Annotated in this window: 22 protein-coding genes; 10 read left to right on the forward strand and 12 right to left on the reverse strand. The window is 52.0% G+C overall.

From position 1 onward, the window contains the following. Positions 1-85: 85 nt before the first annotated feature. Together ushA and K0I63_RS11085 are read right to left on the reverse strand one after the other, a co-directional pair. A complete protein-coding gene (gene ushA, locus K0I63_RS11080) occupies positions 86-1789 on the reverse strand; it encodes a bifunctional UDP-sugar hydrolase/5'-nucleotidase UshA (protein WP_011865933.1) in 1704 nt (567 codons plus the stop codon). A 604-nt stretch (positions 1790-2393) separates the two neighbouring features. Beyond that, positions 2394-3068: an alpha/beta hydrolase gene (locus tag K0I63_RS11085; RefSeq protein ID WP_220081074.1), complete on the reverse strand. Its 675-nt coding sequence runs from the start codon at positions 3066-3068 to the stop codon at positions 2394-2396. A 192-nt stretch (positions 3069-3260) separates the two neighbouring features. Here K0I63_RS11085 and K0I63_RS11090 point away from each other — a divergent pair, with 192 nt between their 5' ends. After that, complete coding sequence (locus K0I63_RS11090; protein WP_220081075.1) at positions 3261-4253, forward strand: glutathione S-transferase family protein; 993 nt, start codon at positions 3261-3263, stop codon at positions 4251-4253. Positions 4254-4388: 135 nt separating this feature from the next. Here K0I63_RS11090 and K0I63_RS11095 read toward each other — a convergent pair whose 3' ends face one another. The 4 genes from K0I63_RS11095 to K0I63_RS11110 all read right to left on the reverse strand — a co-directional run bounded on the left by K0I63_RS11095 (position 4389) and on the right by K0I63_RS11110 (position 7607). Further along, positions 4389-4613: a DUF3389 family protein gene (locus K0I63_RS11095; RefSeq protein ID WP_220081076.1), complete on the reverse strand. Its 225-nt coding sequence runs from the start codon at positions 4611-4613 to the stop codon at positions 4389-4391. 95 nt (positions 4614-4708) lie between these two features. Next, positions 4709-5191: an FKBP-type peptidyl-prolyl cis-trans isomerase gene (locus tag K0I63_RS11100; protein ID WP_011865937.1), complete on the reverse strand. Its 483-nt coding sequence runs from the start codon at positions 5189-5191 to the stop codon at positions 4709-4711. Positions 5192-5265: 74 nt separating this feature from the next. Then, the gene (locus K0I63_RS11105) at positions 5266-6138 is read right to left on the reverse strand and encodes a WYL domain-containing protein (RefSeq protein ID WP_220081077.1); all 873 of its coding nucleotides are present in this window, start codon (positions 6136-6138) and stop codon (positions 5266-5268) included. Positions 6139-6419: 281 nt separating this feature from the next. Next, positions 6420-7607 carry a lytic murein transglycosylase gene (locus tag K0I63_RS11110; RefSeq protein ID WP_220081078.1) on the reverse strand — a complete coding sequence of 396 codons (1188 nt, stop codon included), beginning with the start codon at positions 7605-7607 and terminating at the stop codon, positions 6420-6422. A 255-nt stretch (positions 7608-7862) separates the two neighbouring features. Between K0I63_RS11110 and K0I63_RS11115 the strand changes: the two genes are divergently transcribed. Both K0I63_RS11115 and K0I63_RS11120 read left to right on the forward strand, forming a co-directional pair. Next, positions 7863-8237: a DUF2750 domain-containing protein gene (locus K0I63_RS11115; protein WP_409928975.1), complete on the forward strand. Its 375-nt coding sequence runs from the start codon at positions 7863-7865 to the stop codon at positions 8235-8237. A 57-nt stretch (positions 8238-8294) separates the two neighbouring features. Then, positions 8295-8963, forward strand: coding sequence for a hypothetical protein (locus tag K0I63_RS11120; RefSeq protein WP_220081079.1), 669 nt, complete (start codon positions 8295-8297; stop codon positions 8961-8963). A 54-nt stretch (positions 8964-9017) separates the two neighbouring features. Here K0I63_RS11120 and K0I63_RS11125 read toward each other — a convergent pair whose 3' ends face one another. Both K0I63_RS11125 and K0I63_RS11130 read right to left on the reverse strand, forming a co-directional pair. Further along, complete coding sequence (locus K0I63_RS11125) at positions 9018-9971, reverse strand: chemotaxis protein CheV (RefSeq protein ID WP_011865942.1); 954 nt, start codon at positions 9969-9971, stop codon at positions 9018-9020. A 108-nt stretch (positions 9972-10079) separates the two neighbouring features. Further along, positions 10080-11693 (reverse strand): mechanosensitive ion channel family protein, encoded by a 1614-nt coding sequence (locus K0I63_RS11130; RefSeq protein WP_220042592.1) that lies wholly within the window; start codon positions 11691-11693, stop codon positions 10080-10082. Positions 11694-12183: 490 nt separating this feature from the next. Here K0I63_RS11130 and K0I63_RS11135 point away from each other — a divergent pair, with 490 nt between their 5' ends. Continuing rightward, a complete protein-coding gene (locus K0I63_RS11135; protein ID WP_011865944.1) occupies positions 12184-12357 on the forward strand; it encodes a hypothetical protein in 174 nt (57 codons plus the stop codon). A 149-nt stretch (positions 12358-12506) separates the two neighbouring features. Here the strand turns inward: K0I63_RS11135 and K0I63_RS11140 are convergent, their stop codons facing one another. Next, positions 12507-13433, reverse strand: coding sequence for a 1-aminocyclopropane-1-carboxylate deaminase/D-cysteine desulfhydrase (locus K0I63_RS11140; RefSeq protein WP_220081080.1), 927 nt, complete (start codon positions 13431-13433; stop codon positions 12507-12509). A gap of 229 nt (positions 13434-13662) precedes the next feature. Between K0I63_RS11140 and K0I63_RS11145 the strand changes: the two genes are divergently transcribed. After that, positions 13663-14070: a YccF domain-containing protein gene (locus K0I63_RS11145; RefSeq protein ID WP_011865946.1), complete on the forward strand. Its 408-nt coding sequence runs from the start codon at positions 13663-13665 to the stop codon at positions 14068-14070. A gap of 87 nt (positions 14071-14157) precedes the next feature. Here K0I63_RS11145 and K0I63_RS11150 read toward each other — a convergent pair whose 3' ends face one another. Beyond that, on the reverse strand, positions 14158-14934 hold the full coding sequence (locus K0I63_RS11150; RefSeq protein ID WP_350354942.1) for a substrate-binding periplasmic protein: 777 nt from the start codon (positions 14932-14934) through the stop codon (positions 14158-14160). 220 nt (positions 14935-15154) lie between these two features. Here K0I63_RS11150 and K0I63_RS11155 point away from each other — a divergent pair, with 220 nt between their 5' ends. Then, positions 15155-15382, forward strand: a complete 228-nt coding sequence (locus K0I63_RS11155) for a PGPGW domain-containing protein (protein WP_011865948.1) — start codon at positions 15155-15157, stop codon at positions 15380-15382. 151 nt (positions 15383-15533) lie between these two features. On the opposite strand, the gene K0I63_RS11160 is transcribed toward K0I63_RS11155, so the two are convergent. Next, positions 15534-15911 (reverse strand): DUF6508 domain-containing protein, encoded by a 378-nt coding sequence (locus tag K0I63_RS11160; RefSeq protein ID WP_220042595.1) that lies wholly within the window; start codon positions 15909-15911, stop codon positions 15534-15536. 354 nt (positions 15912-16265) lie between these two features. Between K0I63_RS11160 and K0I63_RS11165 the strand changes: the two genes are divergently transcribed. After that, on the forward strand, positions 16266-16610 hold the full coding sequence (locus tag K0I63_RS11165) for a hypothetical protein (protein WP_220081081.1): 345 nt from the start codon (positions 16266-16268) through the stop codon (positions 16608-16610). Between the two features lie 88 nt (positions 16611-16698). Here K0I63_RS11165 and K0I63_RS11170 read toward each other — a convergent pair whose 3' ends face one another. Then, positions 16699-17604 carry a LysR family transcriptional regulator gene (locus K0I63_RS11170; protein WP_220081082.1) on the reverse strand — a complete coding sequence of 302 codons (906 nt, stop codon included), beginning with the start codon at positions 17602-17604 and terminating at the stop codon, positions 16699-16701. A gap of 154 nt (positions 17605-17758) precedes the next feature. On the opposite strand from K0I63_RS11170, the gene K0I63_RS11175 reads away from it, so the two are divergent. The 3 genes from K0I63_RS11175 (at position 17759) to K0I63_RS11185 (ending at position 20792) form a co-directional block, all read left to right on the forward strand. Beyond that, complete coding sequence (locus K0I63_RS11175; RefSeq protein ID WP_220081083.1) at positions 17759-18919, forward strand: homogentisate 1,2-dioxygenase; 1161 nt, start codon at positions 17759-17761, stop codon at positions 18917-18919. A gap of 91 nt (positions 18920-19010) precedes the next feature. Beyond that, on the forward strand, positions 19011-20051 hold the full coding sequence (hppD, locus tag K0I63_RS11180; protein WP_011865953.1) for a 4-hydroxyphenylpyruvate dioxygenase: 1041 nt from the start codon (positions 19011-19013) through the stop codon (positions 20049-20051). 123 nt (positions 20052-20174) lie between these two features. Then, complete coding sequence (locus K0I63_RS11185) at positions 20175-20792, forward strand: LysE family translocator (RefSeq protein ID WP_220081084.1); 618 nt, start codon at positions 20175-20177, stop codon at positions 20790-20792. Positions 20793-20801 lie beyond the last annotated feature (9 nt).

The following is a 20801-nucleotide window of genomic DNA, read 5'->3' on the forward strand; positions in this document are numbered from 1 at the left end:
TGACTAGGTCCCAATACGGTGAATGCGCAATCTCGGGCATAAAAAAGGCAGCCCTGAGGCTGCCCTTTGTGTCGCTTAATCCTGCTTATTGAGCAGTGATCTGACAACCTTCAACACTTTCAGAGTTTTCGTAAACGATATCGCCTACTGGGTTGTAGTCGGCCGCTACGATAGTGCCTGCATCCTTGAAGAAGGTGTACAGCACTTCGGCGTCAACATAACCAGTTTGTACTGGGTTTAGCTTAGGATAGCCGTCACCACCTGCCGCGTTGTAGCTAGGTACTGTCATGGTGTAAGAGCCAGTCGCGCTGTACTCTTTACCGTTAACTTCGCTGATAGCCACTGTCTTAGCCGCACAGTCAACCGTCATCTTAACGCCAGTGATCTGAGCGTAAGCGCCTGCACCAATCTGTAGGCTAGCCACTTCACCCAGGTAAGCGCTAAGCTCTTCACCTGTCATAGTGCTTAGAGTCACCATGTTACCGAAAGGCTGTACAGTCAGAACGTCACGGTAAGAGATGTCACCGGCTTCGATTGACGCACGAACACCACCAGAGTTCATCACGCCCACATCGGCCGCAACCTTGGTACGCTGTGCATCGGCGATCAGACGACCCAGGTTAGTCTGCATGTAACGAACGTTTGCACGCTCACCGTCTAGCAAACCATCGGTAGAAGCAATCACTTCGTCCAGTTGGCCTTGACCACGCTCTTGATAGTAAGAAAGCATCTCTTTCAGTGCAGCATCTGCCTCGATCGCTTCACCTACCAGTACTTTAGTCTCGTTACCTTGCTCATCTTTTACTTTCTTCACTAGGTTAACTGGAACCAACTTGTAGTTAGCCAGATGCAGTTCACCGTTGAAGTATTCGAAATCGGCGCGGCCAACATACTTACCCCACTCGTGGGCTTGCATGATGTAGGTACCGTTTTGCTGATCAGGTGTACACTCGTCGCCCGGTGCGAAGTCAGCATATTCGCCGCCTTCCATACAAACTGGGTTTTGTGAGTGACCACCGATCACAGCCTGAAGTTGACCTTGCTCAAGCGCCTTGGCCAAAGCCACGTCGCCAGGTGCGTTGCTGCCGTGTTCGCCGTTCGCATAGTGACCCATGTGAGTCGTTGCGAAGATAAGATCGGCTGCCTTAGCGTCTTTGATCTCTTTGATCACCTTAACGATCTCTTCTTTAGGATCGGTGAACTTAAGACCTGAGATAAATTCTGGGTTACCCAGCTTAGCCGTGTCTTCGGTGGTTAGACCGATAACAGCAATCTTGATGCCGTTAACATCGAATACCTTGTAGGCTTCGAAGTAGCGAGTGCCATCTTCTTTGTAGATGTTAGCCGCTAGCATTGGGAAGTTAGCGATAGAACGCTGTGAATCCAGTACCGCCAATGGGTTATCAAATTCGTGGTTACCGACCGCCATAGCGTCATAACCGATATCGTTCATACCAAGGAAATCTGGCAGTGCGTCTTGCAGATCAGACTCAGGTACACCTGTGTTGATATCACCACCAGAAAGTAGCAGCGTTTCGCCGCCATTGGCCGCCACTTCGGCGCGGATCTTTTCGATCAGCGTCTTACGTGCCGCCATACCATATTCGCCGTCTTTGTTTTCCCAGAAACGACCATGGTTATCATTGGTGTGCAGTACGGTAAATTTGGTGCAAGCAGTGCCAGCTTCAGCACATGTTGTTGGCGCCTTGTCGTCATCGCTGCTGTTACAACCAGCAAGTGCTGCCAATACAGCGGTAGCGACTAATCCTTTTAAAAGCTTATTTGTCATTACATCAACCCCTAGATTATCTTTTTTATTAACCATCATAATTTTTGATAGCGAACGTCATAATCTCGCCGCGAAATATAATAGCAAACAATATCTAGGAAATGTGGCATTTTTATGAACAAACATAGGGCAAATGTTTATTTTAAAAGCGTTTTACGCCTTTCATTGTTTCACCAGCAGAACAAGGTAAAAATGAATCGCGAGACCTATCGATAAATTAAAACGGCCATAGATATCGATTTCCCATCTATTTTATTAACTTGCACCTGTTTTCTAAAAAATAAGGATACTCCCTTTAATCAAACAAGCTCTAGCGTACCTAGATCACAAAACCGGTAAAAATTTCACACTAGATCAACTTCATCTAAAGCAGTAAAACGTAATACAGCACAAATCGATGATTTTTTAGCCGCAAAGGTCGCCATTTATGGGCAATTGTTAACCTATGGTTACGATAAAATGACCAGGCTGTGCCCGCCAATTGATTGACGTGATGTTCATCACGCTCTTTCAAGCATAAAAAAGAGGCGCCAACTGGCGCCCCTCGCTTATTGTAATAATCCTGTTCCAATTCAGGCAGGTAACAGGCAGGTGAACAGGAACACTATTGGCTCAGTCGCGCCTTAAGCCACAGACCTATCTCCTGAAGCTGATTTGGCAACACGCTATGGCCCATCGGATAGGTATGCCACTCGCTGGAATAGCCCGCCTTAGAAATCAGATCATAGGCCGCGCGGCCAAGAGCCAGTGGCACCACCTCATCCTGCTCACCGTGTTGTTGCAGCAGCGGCGTATTACGATTGGCCTCACTCAAGTTATCGGGCATGGCATGGCCCGTCGGCAGATAGCAAGATAGTGCCATGATCCCCGCCAGACGCTTAGGGAAGCGCAAGCCGGTAAACAGGCTCATCACCCCGCCTTGACTGAAACCGGCCAGGACAATCTTATCGCTCGGCACGCCAGAGGCGATCTGCTCCTCAATAAGCGCTGCAATCGCCAGCTCAGAGGCCAAGACACCAGCCATGTCGGCACGATTGTCAACATCCATCCCCTTGATGTCATACCAGGCGGGCATCACATACCCCTGGTTGATGGTCACCGGCATGCTTGGCGCATGGGGAAAAATGAAGCGCACGCCGAGATCATCGGGCAGACCCAGAAGTGGCACCACAGGGGCAAAACCGGCACCGGAATCGCCAAGACCATGCAACCAGATCACGCAGGCGCGGCACTGAGATTGAGGTTCTATGGTGATCCGCTCTAACGGCTGTTGAGACATAGGGTTTCCTTTATTACTCTTCATTAGGTGTTTATGTGCGGCCAATCATATCAGGAAGCCTAAATCCACCCAACTATAGTCCACCCAACTATTCGATAAAGTCGAATAAAAAACGCCAGTTTTCGCGTTTTTTATCCGCTTACTCGACTGTTACACTGCACTTAATGAGTTAGATAAGCGAGGCAGACACAGATGGGATTACTTCAAGATGGCCAATGGGTCGATAAATGGTATGACACAGACAAGAGTAAGGGCGCATTTGAGCGGGAAGACGCCGCCTTTCGCCGCTGGATAAAGGCGCCAAGCGCAGATGAGCCTGAGCCCGAATTTAAAGCCGAGTCGGGTCGCTACCATCTCTATGTCTCTCTCGCCTGTCCCTGGGCACACAGAACCCTGATCTTTCGCGAGCTGAAGTCTTTGCAGGCCCATATCGGCGTAACCGCCGTGGAGCCCCATATGCTGAGCAACGGCTGGGAGTTTAGTGGACCCAAGCAAAGTGAGAGCGCCCGGCATGTCGAGGGCAGCGAGATAGACAGGCTCAACGGCAAAGATTATCTCTACCAGATCTACCAGTTAGCAAAACCCGACTATAGCGGCAGAGTAACTGTACCTGTGCTGTGGGACAAGCAGACCCGAACCATAGTCAGTAACGAGTCGGCGGAGATCATCCGCATGTTTAACAGCGCCTTTAACGAGATCACCGGCAATCATCTCGACTTCTACCCCGTCGCTTATAGAGAGGAGATAGATGAGATCAATCACTGGATCTACCACAAGATCAATAATGGTGTGTACAGAGCCGGTTTTGCCACCACACAGGCGGCCTATGAGCAGGCTTTCGATGAACTGTTTGACGCCTTAGACACCTTAGAGACTCGTCTTAGCCAGCAGCGCTATCTGGTGGGTGACCAAATTACCGAAGCCGACTGGCGCCTGTTTACCACACTCGTGCGTTTCGATGCCGTCTATGTGGGTCACTTCAAGACCAATCGTAATCGCATCGCTGACATGCCGGCAATCCAGGCCTACCTGAAGGAGTTATACCAACACCCTGGGGTCGCCAAGACGGTCAACTTTGAGCATATCAAGCAGCATTACTATTTCAGCCATGGCCAGATCAATCCGACTCGCGTGGTTCCCAAAGGACCCAGGTTAGATCTCGACTCGCCCCACGGCCGCGACTAGCTTAGCCAAAACTAGCCGTGCTTAGACGAGACTTGCTTAGACGAGACTTGCTTAGACGCAACTTGCTTATTCGCCACAAGCATGGCCATTAACGGGCGCATGGGCAGCAACTGATGAAGTAAAAATCAAACGCAGCTAGGCGATATCGACACCGAGACACTCGGCGATATCGCCTAGCTGATTTGCATCGTCTAAGGAGAGGTGCCAACGCACCGCGCCCGCATCGGCCACCATGATGTTGCCGGCGCTGAGCAGACGCAGATCATCGGCCATGGCATAGAGGCTGACACCTGTGGTGAGTTTTACCAGCACCTCTTGGGGCGAGACGATTATCCGTCCCCCTGAAAATTCGATGACCACAGCTTACTTCCCCGTTAGATATGCAAAGACCCAGGTTCGCCCGGGTCTCTATGGTTATTCAGGTAATCGCCACTAGTCTAATGGCCGTGACCATTCTAGTGGTGGTGACCGCCGACCCCATGGGCGTGACCGTGGGCGATCTCTTCGGCAGTCGCCTCGCGCGCGTCGACAACCTCAAGATCAAAGGTCAGTTCGCGGCCAGCCAGAGGATGGTTGATATCCACGGTCGCCATAAACTTACCCACCTTGAGTACGGTCACCTGGCGCTGCCCCTGGTCTGTGCTCACGATGGCACGCATGCCAGGCTTCCACACTTTCGCGCCTTGCAGATGCTTAATAGACACGCGCTGCTCGCCGTTTTCGTTACGCACGCCATAGGTTTCTTCCGGTGGCAGGGTCACAGAAAACTTCTCGCCCACAGCCTTACCTTCCATCGCCTTCTCGACGCCAGGCATCATGTTGTCATGCCCATGTAGGTAGGCAATAGGATCTAATCCTTCGTTGGTTTCGAGCACTTCACCTGCTTCATCGCGTAAGGTGTAGTTAAACTGCACGACCATATCGTCTTTAATGCTCATCAAGCGTCCTTAGTTAGTCTCTTTTTATCAAGTGGGCGAAGCTTAGCAAAACTTCCCCCGGGGCGCTACGCCTGTTATGCCTTGGCGCCCGGCACTATGGCCAGATGCTCTATCTCGCTTAAGATGGCATGGTTCTTTAGCGCCAGCTGACACACGCCGCTGCGGATCTGATGCTGGGCCGAGCAGTCTACGCTCCACTGGCGCAGCAGATAACCGGCCAGGGCGGCGCGGCAATTGAGCACCAACTCCCCCTCGCTCATCTGATAGTCAAGTGCAATCGCCTCGGGATGCTTCAGGCTGGGATGGGGGATCAACACCAGAGAGACCAGCTTCTGCCAGTAGCCATCCTTATCTTGCAGCTCATGATCGAAAGGCTCTGTGGCGCTCTGAGCCACCACCTTGAAGCGGGTCACCACAAAGTCGGTAAACACCTGATGGGTGCGATCGAAACAGCGCACATGCCAGCGCTGTCCGTTATTCACCAGGGTGTGCGGCACCAGCTCTCTTTGAGTCTCTCCCGATGACACCGACACATAGGTCACGGCGATCGCCTGCTTATGGGCGATGGCGCGCATCACGGCGGCGATAATATTGGTATCGGGATGAATAAGCTGCACCGCATCCAGACAGACGCTACTTGGCGTCACCGGATGGGATAGCCCGTCGCCGAAGCCATTGGCCAATCCATGGAGGATCGCCTCGGGATCATGGTCAAACAGGGGGGTAAACTCGGCGCGCCTATGGTAACGCTTGGTCTGATGCACCAGCTCCATGTTGTGGGGCGCCAACTCGCGGTAGCTGGCGAAATCCCGGGTCGCCGCCGCCAGGCCTGTGGCGAATTTGGCGATCAAGTCCTGGCGCGATACCTGGCCAAAATACTGCAAACTAAAGTCGATAAACGCCAGACGTTGCCGCTGGGCAAATGACAAACTCTCCATCGCATCCATATTGCTACCTTTATTGCCACTCGTAATACCAATCACGGTAAATAAGTGATCAGAAATAGCGTAGGAAAAACAGCCGAGAACAAGGCAGAATTTTTTGATAAGTAGTTATTCTACAAGCAAAAATAATAACACCGTTATCGGACGTTTTAACAAGCTAGCATGATCAGTTATTTACTACGATTGGTATAAAATGCTGTCATTAACAAATGGCCGAGCAAATTGCCCGGCCAAAATCTTAAGCTAATGTAATTCTTAGCGAGATGCAATCATAATGGTTAGCACTATTTGATGCCCAGGGCGCTGAAGGTCTCATCGCTTGGAAAACCATCGGCCACCAGGCCAATACTTCGCTGAAAGGCCTGCAGGCCAGCGCGGGAGTTGACCCCGAGCACGCCATCAGGCTTACCCACCTCATAACCCTTCTCGTTGAGTTTGGCCTGCAACTGCTTAAGCTTGTCGCGGCTGATGTTGTCATGTTTCGGCGGCGCCACATGCAGGCGAGCGCCACCATTGATACGATCGGCCAGATGCCCGACGGCGATGGCGTAAAACTCTGAGCGGTTCCAGCGCATGATCACATCGAAGTTGGCATAACCTAAGAAAGCAGGCCCCGTATGCCCGGCCGGAAGATAGAGGGCGGCTTGCATGTCGGGGGTCGACAGCGCGCGGCCATTGGCCTGAGTGATCCCTAAACCGGCCCAGGTCGTTAAACTTTGTTTATCGTTACGGCCAAGATGCCGAAAATCATAATCCTTAGGCAAGCTTACCTCGCGGCCCCAGCGCTCGTTGCGCATCCAACCGAGATTATTCAGGAAGTTAGCCGCACTCGACAGGGCATCCTGAGTACTGTTAAACAGATCGGCCTTGCCGTCACCATCGGCGTCCACCGCATACTTGGCATAGGCCGAGGGCATAAACTGAGTGTGCCCCATGGCGCCGGCCCAAGAGCCTTGCATCTGGGCGTTATCAAATTGGTAGGCCTCTTTAAGCTTCAACGCCTGAATTAATTCACCCGTAAAATAATCGCTACGTCTCGGATCGCAGGCAAGGGTTGTCAGGGAGTCAATCACCGGCATCTTGCCTTTATAAGAACCGAAATTGGTTTCCAGTCCCCAGAAGGCCACCAGATACTGGGGCGGAATGCCATATTCCTGCTGCAACTTATGCAGCAGCGGGCCATGCTGCTTAAGCAGACGTCTGCCCTCCTGAACCCGCCAGTCGGTAACCCGCTTGGAGAAATAGTTGTCGAAGGTCTGACTAAATTCCGGCTGCTTCTTATCCAGCTCAATCACCCTGGTCACAAACTTCACCTGACCCAAACCCTCTTCTACCGTCTTGCTCGACACCCCGGCGGCCAGCGCTTTTTGCTTGAGTGCACTGACGCAGGTATCAAAATCTTGGGCGAGCACGCTAAGGCTTGGCAAGCCGGTTGCCAGGATCAGGGATGCAAAGGTGAGCAATTTTTTCAAAATAGAGACTCCAAGAGAAAACGGCTAAAAAAATAAGAAACTTAATGATCTGCAGCCGGCGAGAAACCAGACCTTCCCCAGACATGATAACGACTCGAGGCACTTATACTAAATGATTTATGATTAATTATTCGAACTAAGACCAGTTTGCCCCGTGAGCGGATAAATAGTGGACTGATCGGGTCACCTAGCGCTTGGCTCGTTAGCCACATCGCGTATAATGGGCTCGATTTTACCCACTCTAAGAGAACTCACATGACAGACACTCAAATGACAGACAATAGTCCCGTTTTAGCAAGCTTTATCGACAACGTAAAAGAGCAGCAAGCCGTTTGGGGCCTGCAAGATGAAACTGGCGAAGGTTGGGTCGTGTGTGACTCGTCAGAATATGAAGAGACGGATGTGATGCCGCTGTGGTCTAGCGAAGCACAGGCCAAGGTACACTGCACTGAAGAATGGCAGGATTATCAGCCGGCTCCCATTCCACTGGAAGAGCTGCTGGAATACTGGATTCAAGATCTGCACGATGACGGCGTATTAGTGGGTATCGACTGGGTCGCCGAGCAGGAATGCCTAGAGTTAGATCCTATCACCCTGGCCAAGAGCCTGGTCGACATAGAGCAAGAGTAGGCCCAGAGCTTGCGCTTTAATATGCGCTTATGCCAAGTAGCAGACAGGGGATAGCCCTTGTCTGCAAGCCTGCCCCTGGTCGACATCCCCTTCGACAGACGCCACACCTGCTGGTTCTGCGCCGAGCCCTGTGCTCATCAGTTTGACTATCACGCCTTGGGCCATTGCCCTCACCCCTCGCTAGCGGTTCCCGCCTGTAAAGAATGCCTGCAAATCGCCGAGAAGGCACCGCTCAGCTCTATCTGGGACTGCCACGCCGCAGTTAAAGATGAGTTAATGCGCCGCTATGCCAAACACTTGGCAATAGGCGAAAACTGGACCCAAGAGGAGCTCGAAGAGTCGGACTTTAGCTGTAAGGTGTTCGAAGGCTTTAAGAAGAGCGCCTGGTTTATGTATCAGGTCGCCAAGGCGCGGGTGAGCGTTGCCCCCTGGCCCCTCAGCCTCAGGGGGATCCCACTTGACACCGCAGGTTATGGCGGCGGTTTTGAGTTCGATGGCGTGCAATTCTCGTCGCTGGCCAAGGCCGTGGAACATTACGCCAAGATGCTGGGGCTTGATAAGGCCTTCCTGCATCAGTTGCTGGCTGCCGTCGGCCGCGACCGTTTCGGCTACGCGGTGCGCATCGCCAGGATCAACATCGTCTCCACCGCCGTGGTCAAGTGTCAGGTATTGCGAGATATCCTTGCCGAGCAGGCCCTCGACCATGATTCGTTAGACGATGAATAGCTAGACCTTGATTAACTAGGCGATAAAAAGCCAATGCTACTAAAAGCTTTCCGCTTAATTTACCTGTTCGGGCAACTGAGTACGTAGACGCTCCTGCACCACATCCACCAGCAGATCCGGCTGGAATTTTGAGATAAAGCGATCGCATCCCACCTTCTCCACCATGGCATTGTTAAAGCTGCCACTCAGCGAGGTATTGAGGGTAATAAAGAGATTGGCCATCCGCTTGTCGTTACGTACCTCATAGGTGAGACGATAACCGTCCATTTCGGGCATCTCGGCGTCGGTGATCAGCATGAGTATCTCTTGGTTGATATCACGCCCCTCATCGCACCAGCGCTTCAACAGCTTAAGCGCCTGCAGGCCATCAGAGGTCTCTATCACCTCGATCCCCAGCGGGGCGAGCGTGTCTTTCACCTGACGGCGGGCCGTAGCAGAGTCGTCGGCGATCAAGATCTTACGCCCTATCATCTTGTCCACCAAGGCCTCATCCAACACCCCTTCCGAGATGGCGATATCATAGTGAACGATTTCCGCCAGCACCTTCTCCACATCGATAATGGAGACCAGACGGGTCGCGCCATCCACCTCCACCTTAGTAATGGCGGTCAGATAGTTATGACTGCCTGTGCTCTTAGGCGGCGGCATGATGTCGCTCCAGGTCATATTAATGATATGGTCGACCTTGCCCACCATGAAGCCCTGCACGCTGCGGTTATATTCGGTGATAATCAGGTTCGCTTCCTGGTCGCTGTTCATGGGCTGAAAACCGATGGCCGCGCGAAGATCGATGACGGGAATCGAGGTGCCACGAATGTTGGCGACCCCCTTGATGCTAGGATGGCTACCGGGCAAGGCGCTCAGCTTTGGCAGCTTAACCACCTCTTTGACCTTAAACACATTAATCGCAAACAGCTGCGTCGCATTGATACGAAACAGCAACAGCTCGAGACGGTTTTCGCCAACCAACTGGGTACGCTGATCGACACTCTCTAGCACTTTAGCCATACAATTCTCACTACGTCATGATGTGATGGACGCGATACGCCATTAATTATAGCCATGATCCCCGGATTTCGAGCCTACATCAAGACCCAGAGATCACAGCTTTAACATTTATCCATTATTCAGGGCAACGGGCGCCACAGGCACGATGCGAGAGCCATTCTTCACCACTATATCCATGATTTTTAAATGTAACTCTTCAGATGCCAACTGAAAGGTGGGAAAACTCTTGGTGCCGATATAGGCCAGCACATTGACCTGTAGACCATGGAGACCGAAGCCCTTAAAGGTGACCCGAAGGGGCTCTTTGAGCACCAGCTCATGCTCTTCGAGCATGGCTTTAATCTCGGCGACAATCGCCTTGAGCTGCTCCGAGGTGGTCACCGCATAATCGAGGCGAATATCCGCCTTGAAACGGATCTTCTCGCGCTGGGAGATGTTTTCGATCTCCATCTCCACCAACTTGGCGTTAGGCACATGGATAAGCGTCCTGTCCAAGGTGCGGATCTGAGTGCAGCGCAGGCCTATCTCCTCGACCGTGCCGCTGATGCTACCAAACTTACACAGGTTGCCCACCTTAATCGGCGCCGCGGAATAGAGGGTAATGGTGCCGATAAAATTCTCAATCGACTGCTTGGAGGCGAGCGCAATGGCGATGCCCCCTATGCCCATGCCGGCGATGATGGCGCTGGCGTTAAAGCCTAGGTGTTCGAGCCATAACAGCACCGCCATGATCACGAAGATCACCCGCAGGAAATTGGTCAGCGGCCTGAGCAAAGACGCGGCCTGATCTTTGCCCTGCTCTTTCCAACGCTTCTTCAGGCCCTGCTGAAAGATCCCCATGGCGCTCCAGCCAAACCAGATGATGGCCGACACTAACAAGAATCCCGTGTCTATCATCTCGATTGCCGCCGGAGAGATGCTGCTGTGAGACACCCAGGCTCTGACCAGTAACACGGCCGCCAGCAAACGCAATGGCCCGGCGACGATATAGGCCAGTTCCTCTTTAAGCTCATATTGGGTTAGCAAGATCACGCGCTTGATGATCCAAGTAATGGGCACCATCACCAGAAATGCGGTGATCAGATACGCCAGCAGCAGGGTCCACTCCCACAGGTTGACGTTAAACCAGCGCCCCTCGGGGATATGATTGACAAACCACTCTGCCACGGGTCCATAGCCCAGGTTTTGATAGAGCTGTGGCACCTTGGCGACGGTAGCGTTGGAGACCTTCCAGATGGTGCCGCCTTCGCTGGGCACCCGCTGTAGATAGAGGGCGATCTGATCGCTCTGCAGCGCGACCCGGCCGAAGAGATCCCGATAGGCAGGAAGCTGATCGTTATCCTGCCCAAGTGGGGTATCGTTGAGCTGTCCCAGGTCGAGCCAGAGATTACGCTCTATGATCAGCTGTAGCTGCTTAGCATATTCGGCGCCTTTGCTGGCCGACATCCCCTCGGGCAGGTAACGCAGATCCAGATATTCTGCTGCCTTCTCATAATCCTGCTCGTAAACCGCCGCCATAAAGCCTTCTACCGTGCCCCTTGGGGTATCACGCTGCAGGCTGTCCTGATAATCGAAGTGCTCAACCGAGCGCACAAATTGGCTCTGACCACTGTCGGCGGCGGCATCGCTTAAGGCCCCCACCAAACTATTTGGCGCCGCGCTCCAGGCGCTGCCGACAAAAAAACTCATCACCAACATAAACTGCCAAACAACAAAGCGCATCCCAGTCCCCTTAATTGTTAACAAGCGCCTAGAAATATTAGCATTTATTCCTAAATTGCACAGTAGAAAGCTAAGCAGGAACGGGCCTTTTCATCGCTATGGGCGTGGTCAAATCGACAGAATTGATTAAATATTGACAAGTACGCCGCCGAGATTATAATGCGTTCCTTCTGCAGTACCCTGCTTTAAGTTTTCTGCCTTCAAGTTTTGCATCGCTAGACTCTAAATCATCGCATAGTCATCGCTTCAACAACTCGCAGTTATCTCGTCACACTATTGTCATTTATTGATGATTTACTGTGTCCAATCCGGTGAAAAGCCCCTGTTTAGGGCGCAAGCAACGGCTTTAGCGAGGCAGATCACTTGATTATTTAAATTAGGCTGGGTAGTCTCAGAAAGGATTTAATTCATCTTTCGCAACAGCTAAGGATCTATTATTTGTTAAATTTTTACTGCCACAAGGCAGTTATAGTAATAAGGAGTATGGCCTATGTCGTACAAAGTTAACGGTCATGAGATCACGGTAAACTTCCCGGTGGACTCAATTTCAGTCAACAAATCCTCTATCGCATTTACCGATAGCCTAGGAAAAAACAAACAAACTTTTGCTAAGCGTACCGACGCCCTGCAATTTATGAAATGGTTGCTCTCAAGCAACAAATAACCCCCACGCTATTCGATACACCTCCTCTCACACGTATCGAAGGTTGCCCAGGCAACAAGTAGGATTGACCCCATTCGTCAACGACTCAGCAGGTAACATTTGGCTCAGGTTGTACCCCTTTCACAGGTACCGACCTGGCCAAATGGCATTTATCTCTCTAGCTCACCAAACTTACGCCTATACCTAGGCAGCATAGATTGATTACCCAGCAGGCCCCCTTGGTGCAGATAGAGCACGGGCGCAGCTAACCCCTGTTGCCACAGCTGCTTGAGGCAAAGCCAGCCAAGAGGATCGTAGAGCAGCTCAAACGCTATCCCCGTCGACTCGAGTTCATGCCACATCTGGTAAAACTCAGGGTACAGCTTGCCAAAGTGGTAGCGCTTAGCGGCCGGGACTATCTGAGGATGCAGCGCTTCGTCTTGCTCAAGCGCTAAAAATTGCTTCTTAAGATACTCATCGCCCCCCACCACGGCGCAGGTCATGACGCTTATGCTGGGATCTATAGCTAGGAACTGTTTCTGCAGATAGAGCGCCGTGGTGCCTGTGCCGGATGGCAGAAACACCACTAACTCGTTAAGGGGCTGCGCGCTTTTCCAGCTGGCTATCTCGCGGGCAAGCTGGGCGACGCCCGGCTCGGCAAAGGCGCAGCGCCCGCCTTCTGGCACAAACAGCTGCTCATCGCTGCCCGTCAACACCCTTTGCCTTATATAAGCTTCGCTATCCAGGCCATCTCTGTCGCTCTTGCTCGAGAGATCTATTATGTTGGCGCCGTTATCTAACGCGGCGAGGTAGTTGCCGCAGGGGTGCTCCGTCAGATAACTGGGGAGATGGTCCACGTAGAAATCCAGCCGCCACCCCTTGAGCTTAGCCAGGGCCGAAAGCGAATAGAGGGAGTTGGCCTGGGGCGAGCCATAGCCAATCAGTTGCCTAACAGAGGGGAAGTCGTTCTCGAGGAAATAGGCAAACTTACGCGCCTTATTACCGGAAAACTCGGGATGCAGCAGATCGTCGCGCTTCACATAAACCTTGTGCTCCCCAAGGCAGACAGCCTCTACGGGCGTGTGGCTAAGCTTCATGTTATCGGGCCTGAATGAAATGACGCGCCAGAGTGTACACCCTTTAACGGCAAATGCGTAATTTGACCGACTTTTGGCATATTATGTCAACACTCCAGAATCACACCAACACAATAATCAATAAAAACATACAGATATAACATGGCATGGTTTTCGCTTATTCCCTAGTAGATCTAATTTAAGGCCAATGCCTTAACAACAATAAAAGCACTGCAACAAGGAGCTCTTCATGGCACTACTGCGCTTAATCTTTAATATTGCATGGTTTATTTTAGGCGGCTTCGTGATGGGGCTGGCCTGGTGGCTGGCGGGCCTGCTCTGTTTTATCAGCATCATAGGCATCCCCTTCGGCCGTGCCTGTTTCGTTATCGGTGAGATGGCCTTCTGGCCCTTTGGTCAGCAAAACGTTAATCGCCGCGCGCTGCAAGGGGTCGATGATATAGGTACTGGCCCGCTCGGCATGGTAGGTAACATCGTCTGGTTCCTCCTATTTGGGATCTGGCTCGCCATCGGCCATATCACCCACGCACTGGCCTGTTTCGTCACCATCATAGGGATCCCTTTTGGTATTCAGCATCTTAAACTGGCGCTGCTGAGTCTGACCCCTATAGGTCAAACGATCACGGCCAAGGCTTAAAAACCTTAAAGGCTTGATTTAGGGGCTGGAGGGGAGTTCACGAACCTCGGCAGCAGAAGCGAATCAGGATTACTACGGGACGGCGAACTAGAGGCTTTGCAGGTAATCTTTGAGGAGCTGCTCGACTTGGATACGGGCCAGGCCGGCGTTATAGATCTCTCGCCACCTGCGCCCCTCTGGGGTGTTTCTAAAGGCGATATAGAGCTGTTTCGACTCCAGTAACTGCTTGTTAAATTGCAGCCTGGTTTTGAGTTCGTTCAGGTGTGGCTGCTCGATGAGAAATTGATAGACATAGAGATCCATGACGGCGCCCTGAACCCTTCCAGTGGCCACCTTGCGGATATTGTGTTCATCTGAGCTTACCAGCTCTACCGGCTGGGCACCGATGGCAATCATCTCATCGAGCGCCTGGGTGTTCACATAGTCTCTGACCACGCCCAAGGTGTAGGCATTGAGATCCTGCACCCGCGACCAGGTAATGGGGTGCTGGCTCTGCTCCAAGATCCCAAGGGGACTCTGTCCCATGGAGTCGGAGAAGATGAATTTATCGGTTGGGTGATGATACTCGGGGAAATAGCCCTGATAGCCAGAGTCGTCCCGGGTCACTACTCGCACGGTGCGGCTCCAAGGGAAATAGTCCACCTGAAGCTCATGGCCCATGGCGGCAAGCGCGGCTCTGGCCACCACGACACAGGCGCCGCCATCTTTCAGCGTCGGCCCCGAATAGGGTGGCCAATTTAAAGAGGAAAGCTTAAGGGTCTCGGCCTTCGGGCCTGAAGCAACACACAACAAGGTAGCGATGAAGATGGAGACAAACAGTAAATGGACGCGTCGTAGCACCGTTGGCCATAGCTTTACTGGCATTAGCGGTACTGGCAATAGCGGCGTAGAGAGCAAGGCCAGCCTATTCGCGTTTTTTATGCTTAAGTTAAAGCCGCCTGTTCTCATCAACACCTTTCCCCCGAATCACTGTTTCGCCGCACTCCATCGCGCCATAGATGTCCTTTTGTTACACATTTTCACTGGCATGGATAAACAAGATGATGCAAAACAAGTATAGGAGAGAAGGTCAAATGAGGTATTTATGCTGAGAAAAACCTTGATCACCGTCATCGGCGGCGCACTTTGTCTACTCGGGTTGGCGCTGGTTATCTTGCCTGGCCCGGCCTGGTTACTGCTCCCCATAGGACTTGCCGTATTAAGCCTGGAGTACCACTGGGCCAGAGGCTGGCTAAAGAAGAGCCAGAAACAGATGACCCGCAGCGCCGCCTGGCTTGACGCCAAGGTGCGCGATTGGCGTTACAGCCGCTAATATGCGGCTATTTGCCACCATTAGCGCTATTTCCCGCCAATAGTGCTTATTCCCCACCAATGATGGCTTGGGCGCTAAGGCGCCTTAGCCCAATAAAGGGTGGCAAACCAACAAAAACTAAGCCAAAACAAAGAGTTGGGCCAGCACAAAGCTAGGCCAGCACAAAGAGGTCGCGCCCGCAGCTCTTGTGGGTAAGTACGTTGAGCCGCTCCAGTATCGCCAGCAACACCCCTTGCCTGCGCATGTTTTCCAATACGCCGCGGCTAAAACGCTCCAAGCGGCTCATGGCGGTTAACAGCAAGCGGCACTGATAGAAGCTCGCCTCGCGGATATAATCTGGCTTATCGACAAGGTGGGCATTTTGGTACCACTCCTGCCAGTTGAGGGTATCGAGTAACAGTCCCTGCTGAGCAAGCTGCTCGACAAAGCCCTGCATCGTCAGCTGACTGCTGGCCTGATCGCCACGGGCAAACTGCGTGGCATATTGAGAGTAGAGATTTGCTATCTGCAAAGATATTACACTTTTCATATCGCACTCCTTAGTCCCAAGGACTGGTTGCCCTTAGCGGCCCCCATTGCCCTAACGCCTTTCGCCTTACTTTCTAGGCGTCTACCTGACTTCACATCTCATAAAACGCTTGCTGAGTCTTAAAAGGAGACATTCGCTAAGCCTCTTACCTAGAGAATTTGCATACTCCGTACCACAGCTTATCTAGGAGGCTAATAGCCTGGTGCGCCCGGCGCTTTATCAATGACTTAACTCCAGGTTAATGAGAAGATGCTGAATACAAGCTGAACATGGTTAAGGTCCTGACTGGCTGGACATTAACAGGGCGAGACCATATGCTAGCTGAGAACGCAATGATTGCGCTGGAGAATTCAGATGAAGAAATACACCACAGGCGTTAGCCTTATCCTACTGGGACTGTCTATCGGTTTTTCGCCGCTAACCCTGGCTAAAAACGATAAGCATGAACATGGTGCCAAGGCCCATAACGAAAAGAGCCTGCCACCAGGATTGCAGAAGAAGGTGGCCCGCGGCGAGCCGCTACCACCGGGCTGGCAGAAGAAACTGCACAGGGGCGATTACCTGTCTGATGACTATTATGATCGCGGCAAGATCCATGTGCCTATCGACCGTGACGGCAACATCACCATAGATGTCGATGGCACCTTTATTAAACTGCACGACAAGACACGTCGTATCCTAGACATTATTAACGACTAGCTATTATTAACGACTGGCTTGCAATTAAGACTAGCCATATAGAAAAGCGAGCTTAACGGCTCGCTTTTTTGATCTAAAAATATCGGCTTTAACGACTGGCCTGGGCTTGGTAAAGGTTAAACTCCTCCAGGATCAGGCTGGTAAAGAGCCGCCCAGCGCGACCTAAGGGGCGCTCCATGGTCGATACCAACTGAGGGGTAAAGCTGTAACGACTGCCACCGAGAAAATCCAGCTCCTGTAACTCACCGCTGGCCAGCTCTTCTTTAATCAGAAAGTCAGGCATCCAGCCAAAGCCCAGTCCCATCAGCAGGGCATTCTTCTTCATAATAAAGCCAGACAGGTAAAACACCTTATCGCCGCCAAATTGCAGCTCATCGCTGTGGATCTTGCCGGGGGAGGAATCCTCGATGGTCAGCTCCACATGCTGCAGCAACTCAAACAGGCTGAGCTCCTTGGCCTTGGCTAAGGGGTGAGAGCGACTCACCACCAGTATGCTGTTGATGTCAGGCAGAGGCTGCGGCCGATAGTTAGGCCCGGTGCGATAGTCTTTCACCAACATGAGATCGGCATTATCCCGCTCGAACCTGTGTTGTACCCCACCGAGAAACTCCATGTTGAGCTGGATCTTGGTAGGGATCTTATGCTCAGACACCCGCTTCAGCGCCCGCATGATGGGCTCCATGGGCAGAGAACCGTCCACCACCAACTCGAGTTTAGGCTCCCAGCCTTCGCTGAAACGGCTGGCTAAATGTTCAATGTTACCAAGATATTGCAACAAGCGTTTACCTTCGGCGAGGATCACCTTACCCTCTGGGGTTAATTCCGCGCGATACTGATCCCGACAAAAAAGCTTTACACCCAGGTGCTGTTCAAGCTTCTTTACCTGATAGCTTACCGCCGACTGCGCCTTGTGCAATCGCTCGGCAGCCTTTGAGAAACTGCCCTCTTCCACCAGAATCGACAACACCCTAAAGGCTTCCACATCGATCTTCATCTCACATCCTCAGCGTAAACAAAAGACAACCATCTAAAATTTAGATTGTGTTAAGCTATTTATTATTCTTTTTTTTGTTCATGCCAGCAACTAAATTGTTACTTAGATCACATAAACATAAGTGTGCCCGCTAAAGCACCCAAGGAAAGAAGCCATGCCATTTTATGTAAGACAGGGGGAGATCCCCCATAAACGCCACATCACCTTCAAGAAAGCGAATGGTGAACTCTACCGGGAAGAACTCTTCTCCACCCATGGCTTCTCCAATATCTACTCCAACAAGTATCACCACAACATGCCGACCAAGGCATTAGAAGTGAGCCCGTTCGAGGTCAATCACGGCCAAACCTGGCAAGACACCTTGATTCAGAACTATAAATTGGACGCTAAGCTGGCCGACCGCGAGGGTAACTTCTACTCGGCGCGCAACAAGATTTTCTTTAATAATGACGTGGCCATGTACAGCGCCAAGGTCACCGAGGCGACCGAAGAGTTTTACCGCAATGCCTACGCCGACGAGGTGATCTTCGTCCACGAAGGCCAGGGCAAGCTCTACAGTGAATATGGTGTGCTCGAGGTGAAAAAGTGGGACTACCTGGTTATCCCGCGCGGCACCACCTATCAGCTTAAGTTTGACGATTACAGCCAGGTTCGCCTGTTCGTTATCGAAGCCTTCTCAATGGTTGAAGTGCCTAAGCATTTTAGAAACGAGTACGGACAGCTACTTGAGTCTGCTCCCTATTGTGAGCGCGACATCCGAGTTCCTTGCCTGCAAGAAGCCGTGGTCGAGAAAGGCGCCTTCCCCTTGGTCTGTAAATTTGGTGATAAGTATCAGCTGACACAGCTTGAGTGGCATCCCTTCGATCTCGTGGGCTGGGACGGCTGTGTCTACCCTTGGGCTTTCAACATTCAGGATTACGCCCCTAAGGTAGGTCAGATCCACCTGCCGCCGTCGGATCATCTGGTGTTTACCGCCCACAACTTCGTTATCTGTAACTTTGTGCCGCGCCCGTACGACTTCCATCCGCAGTCGATCCCGGCGCCTTACTACCACAACAATATCGACAGCGACGAAGTGCTCTACTATGTCGACGGCGACTTCATGAGCCGCACCGGCATCGAGGCCGGCTACATGACCCTACATCAGAAAGGGGTACCACACGGACCACAACCAGGCCGCACCGAGGCTTCGGTCGGTAAGAAAGAGACCTATGAATACGCAGTGATGGTCGATACCTTCGCTCCACTGCAGCTAACCCAACATGTACAAGGTTGCATGAGTAAAGACTACAACCGCTCTTGGTTAGAAGACTAATACCGTTCGGTACACACCGAATCACAATGAATAGCCAGACAAGTCACCAAAGAGTGACTGTGGTTGTAACAAATTGAACGAGGATACTCACATGGCAAGCGAACAAAATCCACTGGGATTACTGGGCATCGAATTTACCGAGTTTTGCACCCCAGATCTCGACTTTATGCACAAGGTCTTTATCGACTTTGGCTTCTCTAAGCTGAAGAAGCATAAGCAAAAAGATATCGTTTACTACAAGCAAAACGACATCAACTTCCTGCTAAATAACGAGAAGAGCGGCTTCTCTGCCGAGTTTGCCAAGAAGCACGGCGCTGCCATCAGCTCTATGGGCTGGCGCGTAGAAGATGCCAAATTCGCTTTCGAGGGTGCGGTTGCCCGTGGCGCCAAGCCTGCAGGTGATGAAGTGAAAGATCTGCCCTATCCGGCCATCTATGGCATCGGCGATAGCCTGATCTACTTTATCGACACCTTCGGCGCCGACAACAACATCTACGCCACCGACTTTGTCGATCTTGAAAACCCAGAAATCGTACAAGAGAAAGGCTTTATCGAAGTCGACCACCTGACCAACAACGTCTATAAAGGCACCATGGAGCATTGGTCAAACTTCTACAAAGATATCTTCGGCTTTACCGAGGTGCGCTACTTCGACATCAAGGGTTCACAGACGGCACTGATCTCTTATGCCCTTCGCTCTCCCGATGGCAGCTTCTGCATCCCAATCAACGAAGGTAAAGGCGATGACAGAAACCAGATCGACGAGTATCTGAGAGAATACGACGGCCCAGGCGTGCAGCATCTGGCGTTCCGTAGCCGCGACATCGTAGCCTCACTGGATGCGATGGAAGGTAGCTCGATTCAGACCCTGGATATCATCCCTGAATACTACGACACCATCTTCGACAAGCTGCCACAGGTGACCGAAGACAGAGAGCGCATCAAACATCACCAGATCCTGGTGGACGGTGACGAGGACGGCTACCTGCTGCAGATCTTCACCAAGAACCTGTTTGGTCCTATCTTCATCGAGATCATCCAGCGTAAGAACAACCTGGGCTTCGGCGAAGGTAACTTCAAGGCACTGTTCGAATCAATCGAGCGTGACCAGGTGCGTCGCGGCGTACTCTAAACACTGGCTCATACAGAGCAATGTGACACTAAAAACCAGCCTCATCGGCTGGTTTTTTGCTTTGCAGCGAGGCGATAAATCACTACACTAGCCTGCCTAGTCACTCATTCATCGCACCACAAGATGTCAGATCATATTCTTATTGCCGTTTTTCTGCCCACCTTCTTCTTCGTCTCCATCACACCCGGGATGTGCATGACACTGGCGATGACCCTCGGCATGAGCATAGGGGTGCGCCGCACCCTGTGGATGATGATAGGCGAGCTGGCCGGTGTGGCCCTGGTGGCGATTGCCGCCGTGATGGGAGTCGCCGCCATGATGCTTAATTATCCGCAGATCTTCGAGGTCCTCAAATGGGTCGGCGGCGCCTATCTTGGCTATATCGGCATTCAGATGTGGCGCGCCAAGGGCAAGATGGCGAGTCTCGATGATCAAAACACACAGATCAGCAACCAGGCCTTGATCTCACAGGGCTTTGTCACCGCCATCGCTAACCCCAAGGGTTGGGCCTTTATGATCTCTCTGCTGCCCCCCTTCATCGATGTCGAGCGCGCGGTGGCGCCGCAGCTGAGCCTGCTACTGATGATCATCATGATGACCGAATTTGTCAGCATGCTGGCCTACGCCAGCGGCGGTAAGTCGCTCAAGTTGTTTTTGGCGAAGGGCGATAACATCAAGTGGCTCAATCGCATCGCGGGTTCCCTGATGATAGGGGTCGGCTTCTGGCTGGCGTTGGGCTAGGCTTAACTT

The organism is Shewanella rhizosphaerae (genome assembly GCF_019457655.1).
In the GTDB taxonomy this organism is placed as follows: Bacteria; Pseudomonadota; Gammaproteobacteria; order Enterobacterales; family Shewanellaceae; genus Shewanella; species Shewanella loihica.

Bases quoted from the DNA above. Each gene is read 5' to 3' on its own strand.
- K0I63_RS11140 (WP_220081080.1), bottom strand. From the start codon at position 13,433: ATGAAGCTTAGCCACACGCCCGTAGAGGCTGTCTGCCTTGGGGAGCAC.
- K0I63_RS11105 (WP_220081077.1), bottom strand. From the start codon at position 6,138: ATGGATGCGATGGAGAGTTTGTCATTTGCCCAGCGGCAACGTCTGGCG.
- K0I63_RS11130 (WP_220042592.1), bottom strand. From the start codon at position 11,693: ATGCGCTTTGTTGTTTGGCAGTTTATGTTGGTGATGAGTTTTTTTGTC.
- K0I63_RS11085 (WP_220081074.1), bottom strand. From the start codon at position 3,068: ATGTCTCAACAGCCGTTAGAGCGGATCACCATAGAACCTCAATCTCAG.
- K0I63_RS11155 (WP_011865948.1), top strand. From the start codon at position 15,155: ATGCTGAGAAAAACCTTGATCACCGTCATCGGCGGCGCACTTTGTCTA.
- K0I63_RS11160 (WP_220042595.1), bottom strand. From the start codon at position 15,911: ATGAAAAGTGTAATATCTTTGCAGATAGCAAATCTCTACTCTCAATAT.
- K0I63_RS11135 (WP_011865944.1), top strand. From the start codon at position 12,184: ATGTCGTACAAAGTTAACGGTCATGAGATCACGGTAAACTTCCCGGTG.
- K0I63_RS11090 (WP_220081075.1), top strand. From the start codon at position 3,261: ATGGGATTACTTCAAGATGGCCAATGGGTCGATAAATGGTATGACACA.
- K0I63_RS11115 (WP_409928975.1), top strand. From the start codon at position 7,863: ATGACAGACACTCAAATGACAGACAATAGTCCCGTTTTAGCAAGCTTT.
- K0I63_RS11145 (WP_011865946.1), top strand. From the start codon at position 13,663: ATGGCACTACTGCGCTTAATCTTTAATATTGCATGGTTTATTTTAGGC.
- K0I63_RS11185 (WP_220081084.1), top strand. From the start codon at position 20,175: ATGTCAGATCATATTCTTATTGCCGTTTTTCTGCCCACCTTCTTCTTC.
- K0I63_RS11150 (WP_350354942.1), bottom strand. From the start codon at position 14,934: ATGCCAGTAAAGCTATGGCCAACGGTGCTACGACGCGTCCATTTACTG.
- K0I63_RS11175 (WP_220081083.1), top strand. From the start codon at position 17,759: ATGCCATTTTATGTAAGACAGGGGGAGATCCCCCATAAACGCCACATC.
- ushA (WP_011865933.1), bottom strand. From the start codon at position 1,789: ATGACAAATAAGCTTTTAAAAGGATTAGTCGCTACCGCTGTATTGGCA.
- K0I63_RS11170 (WP_220081082.1), bottom strand. From the start codon at position 17,604: ATGAAGATCGATGTGGAAGCCTTTAGGGTGTTGTCGATTCTGGTGGAA.
- K0I63_RS11125 (WP_011865942.1), bottom strand. From the start codon at position 9,971: ATGGCTAAAGTGCTAGAGAGTGTCGATCAGCGTACCCAGTTGGTTGGC.
- hppD (WP_011865953.1), top strand. From the start codon at position 19,011: ATGGCAAGCGAACAAAATCCACTGGGATTACTGGGCATCGAATTTACC.
- K0I63_RS11165 (WP_220081081.1), top strand. From the start codon at position 16,266: ATGAAGAAATACACCACAGGCGTTAGCCTTATCCTACTGGGACTGTCT.
- K0I63_RS11100 (WP_011865937.1), bottom strand. From the start codon at position 5,191: ATGAGCATTAAAGACGATATGGTCGTGCAGTTTAACTACACCTTACGC.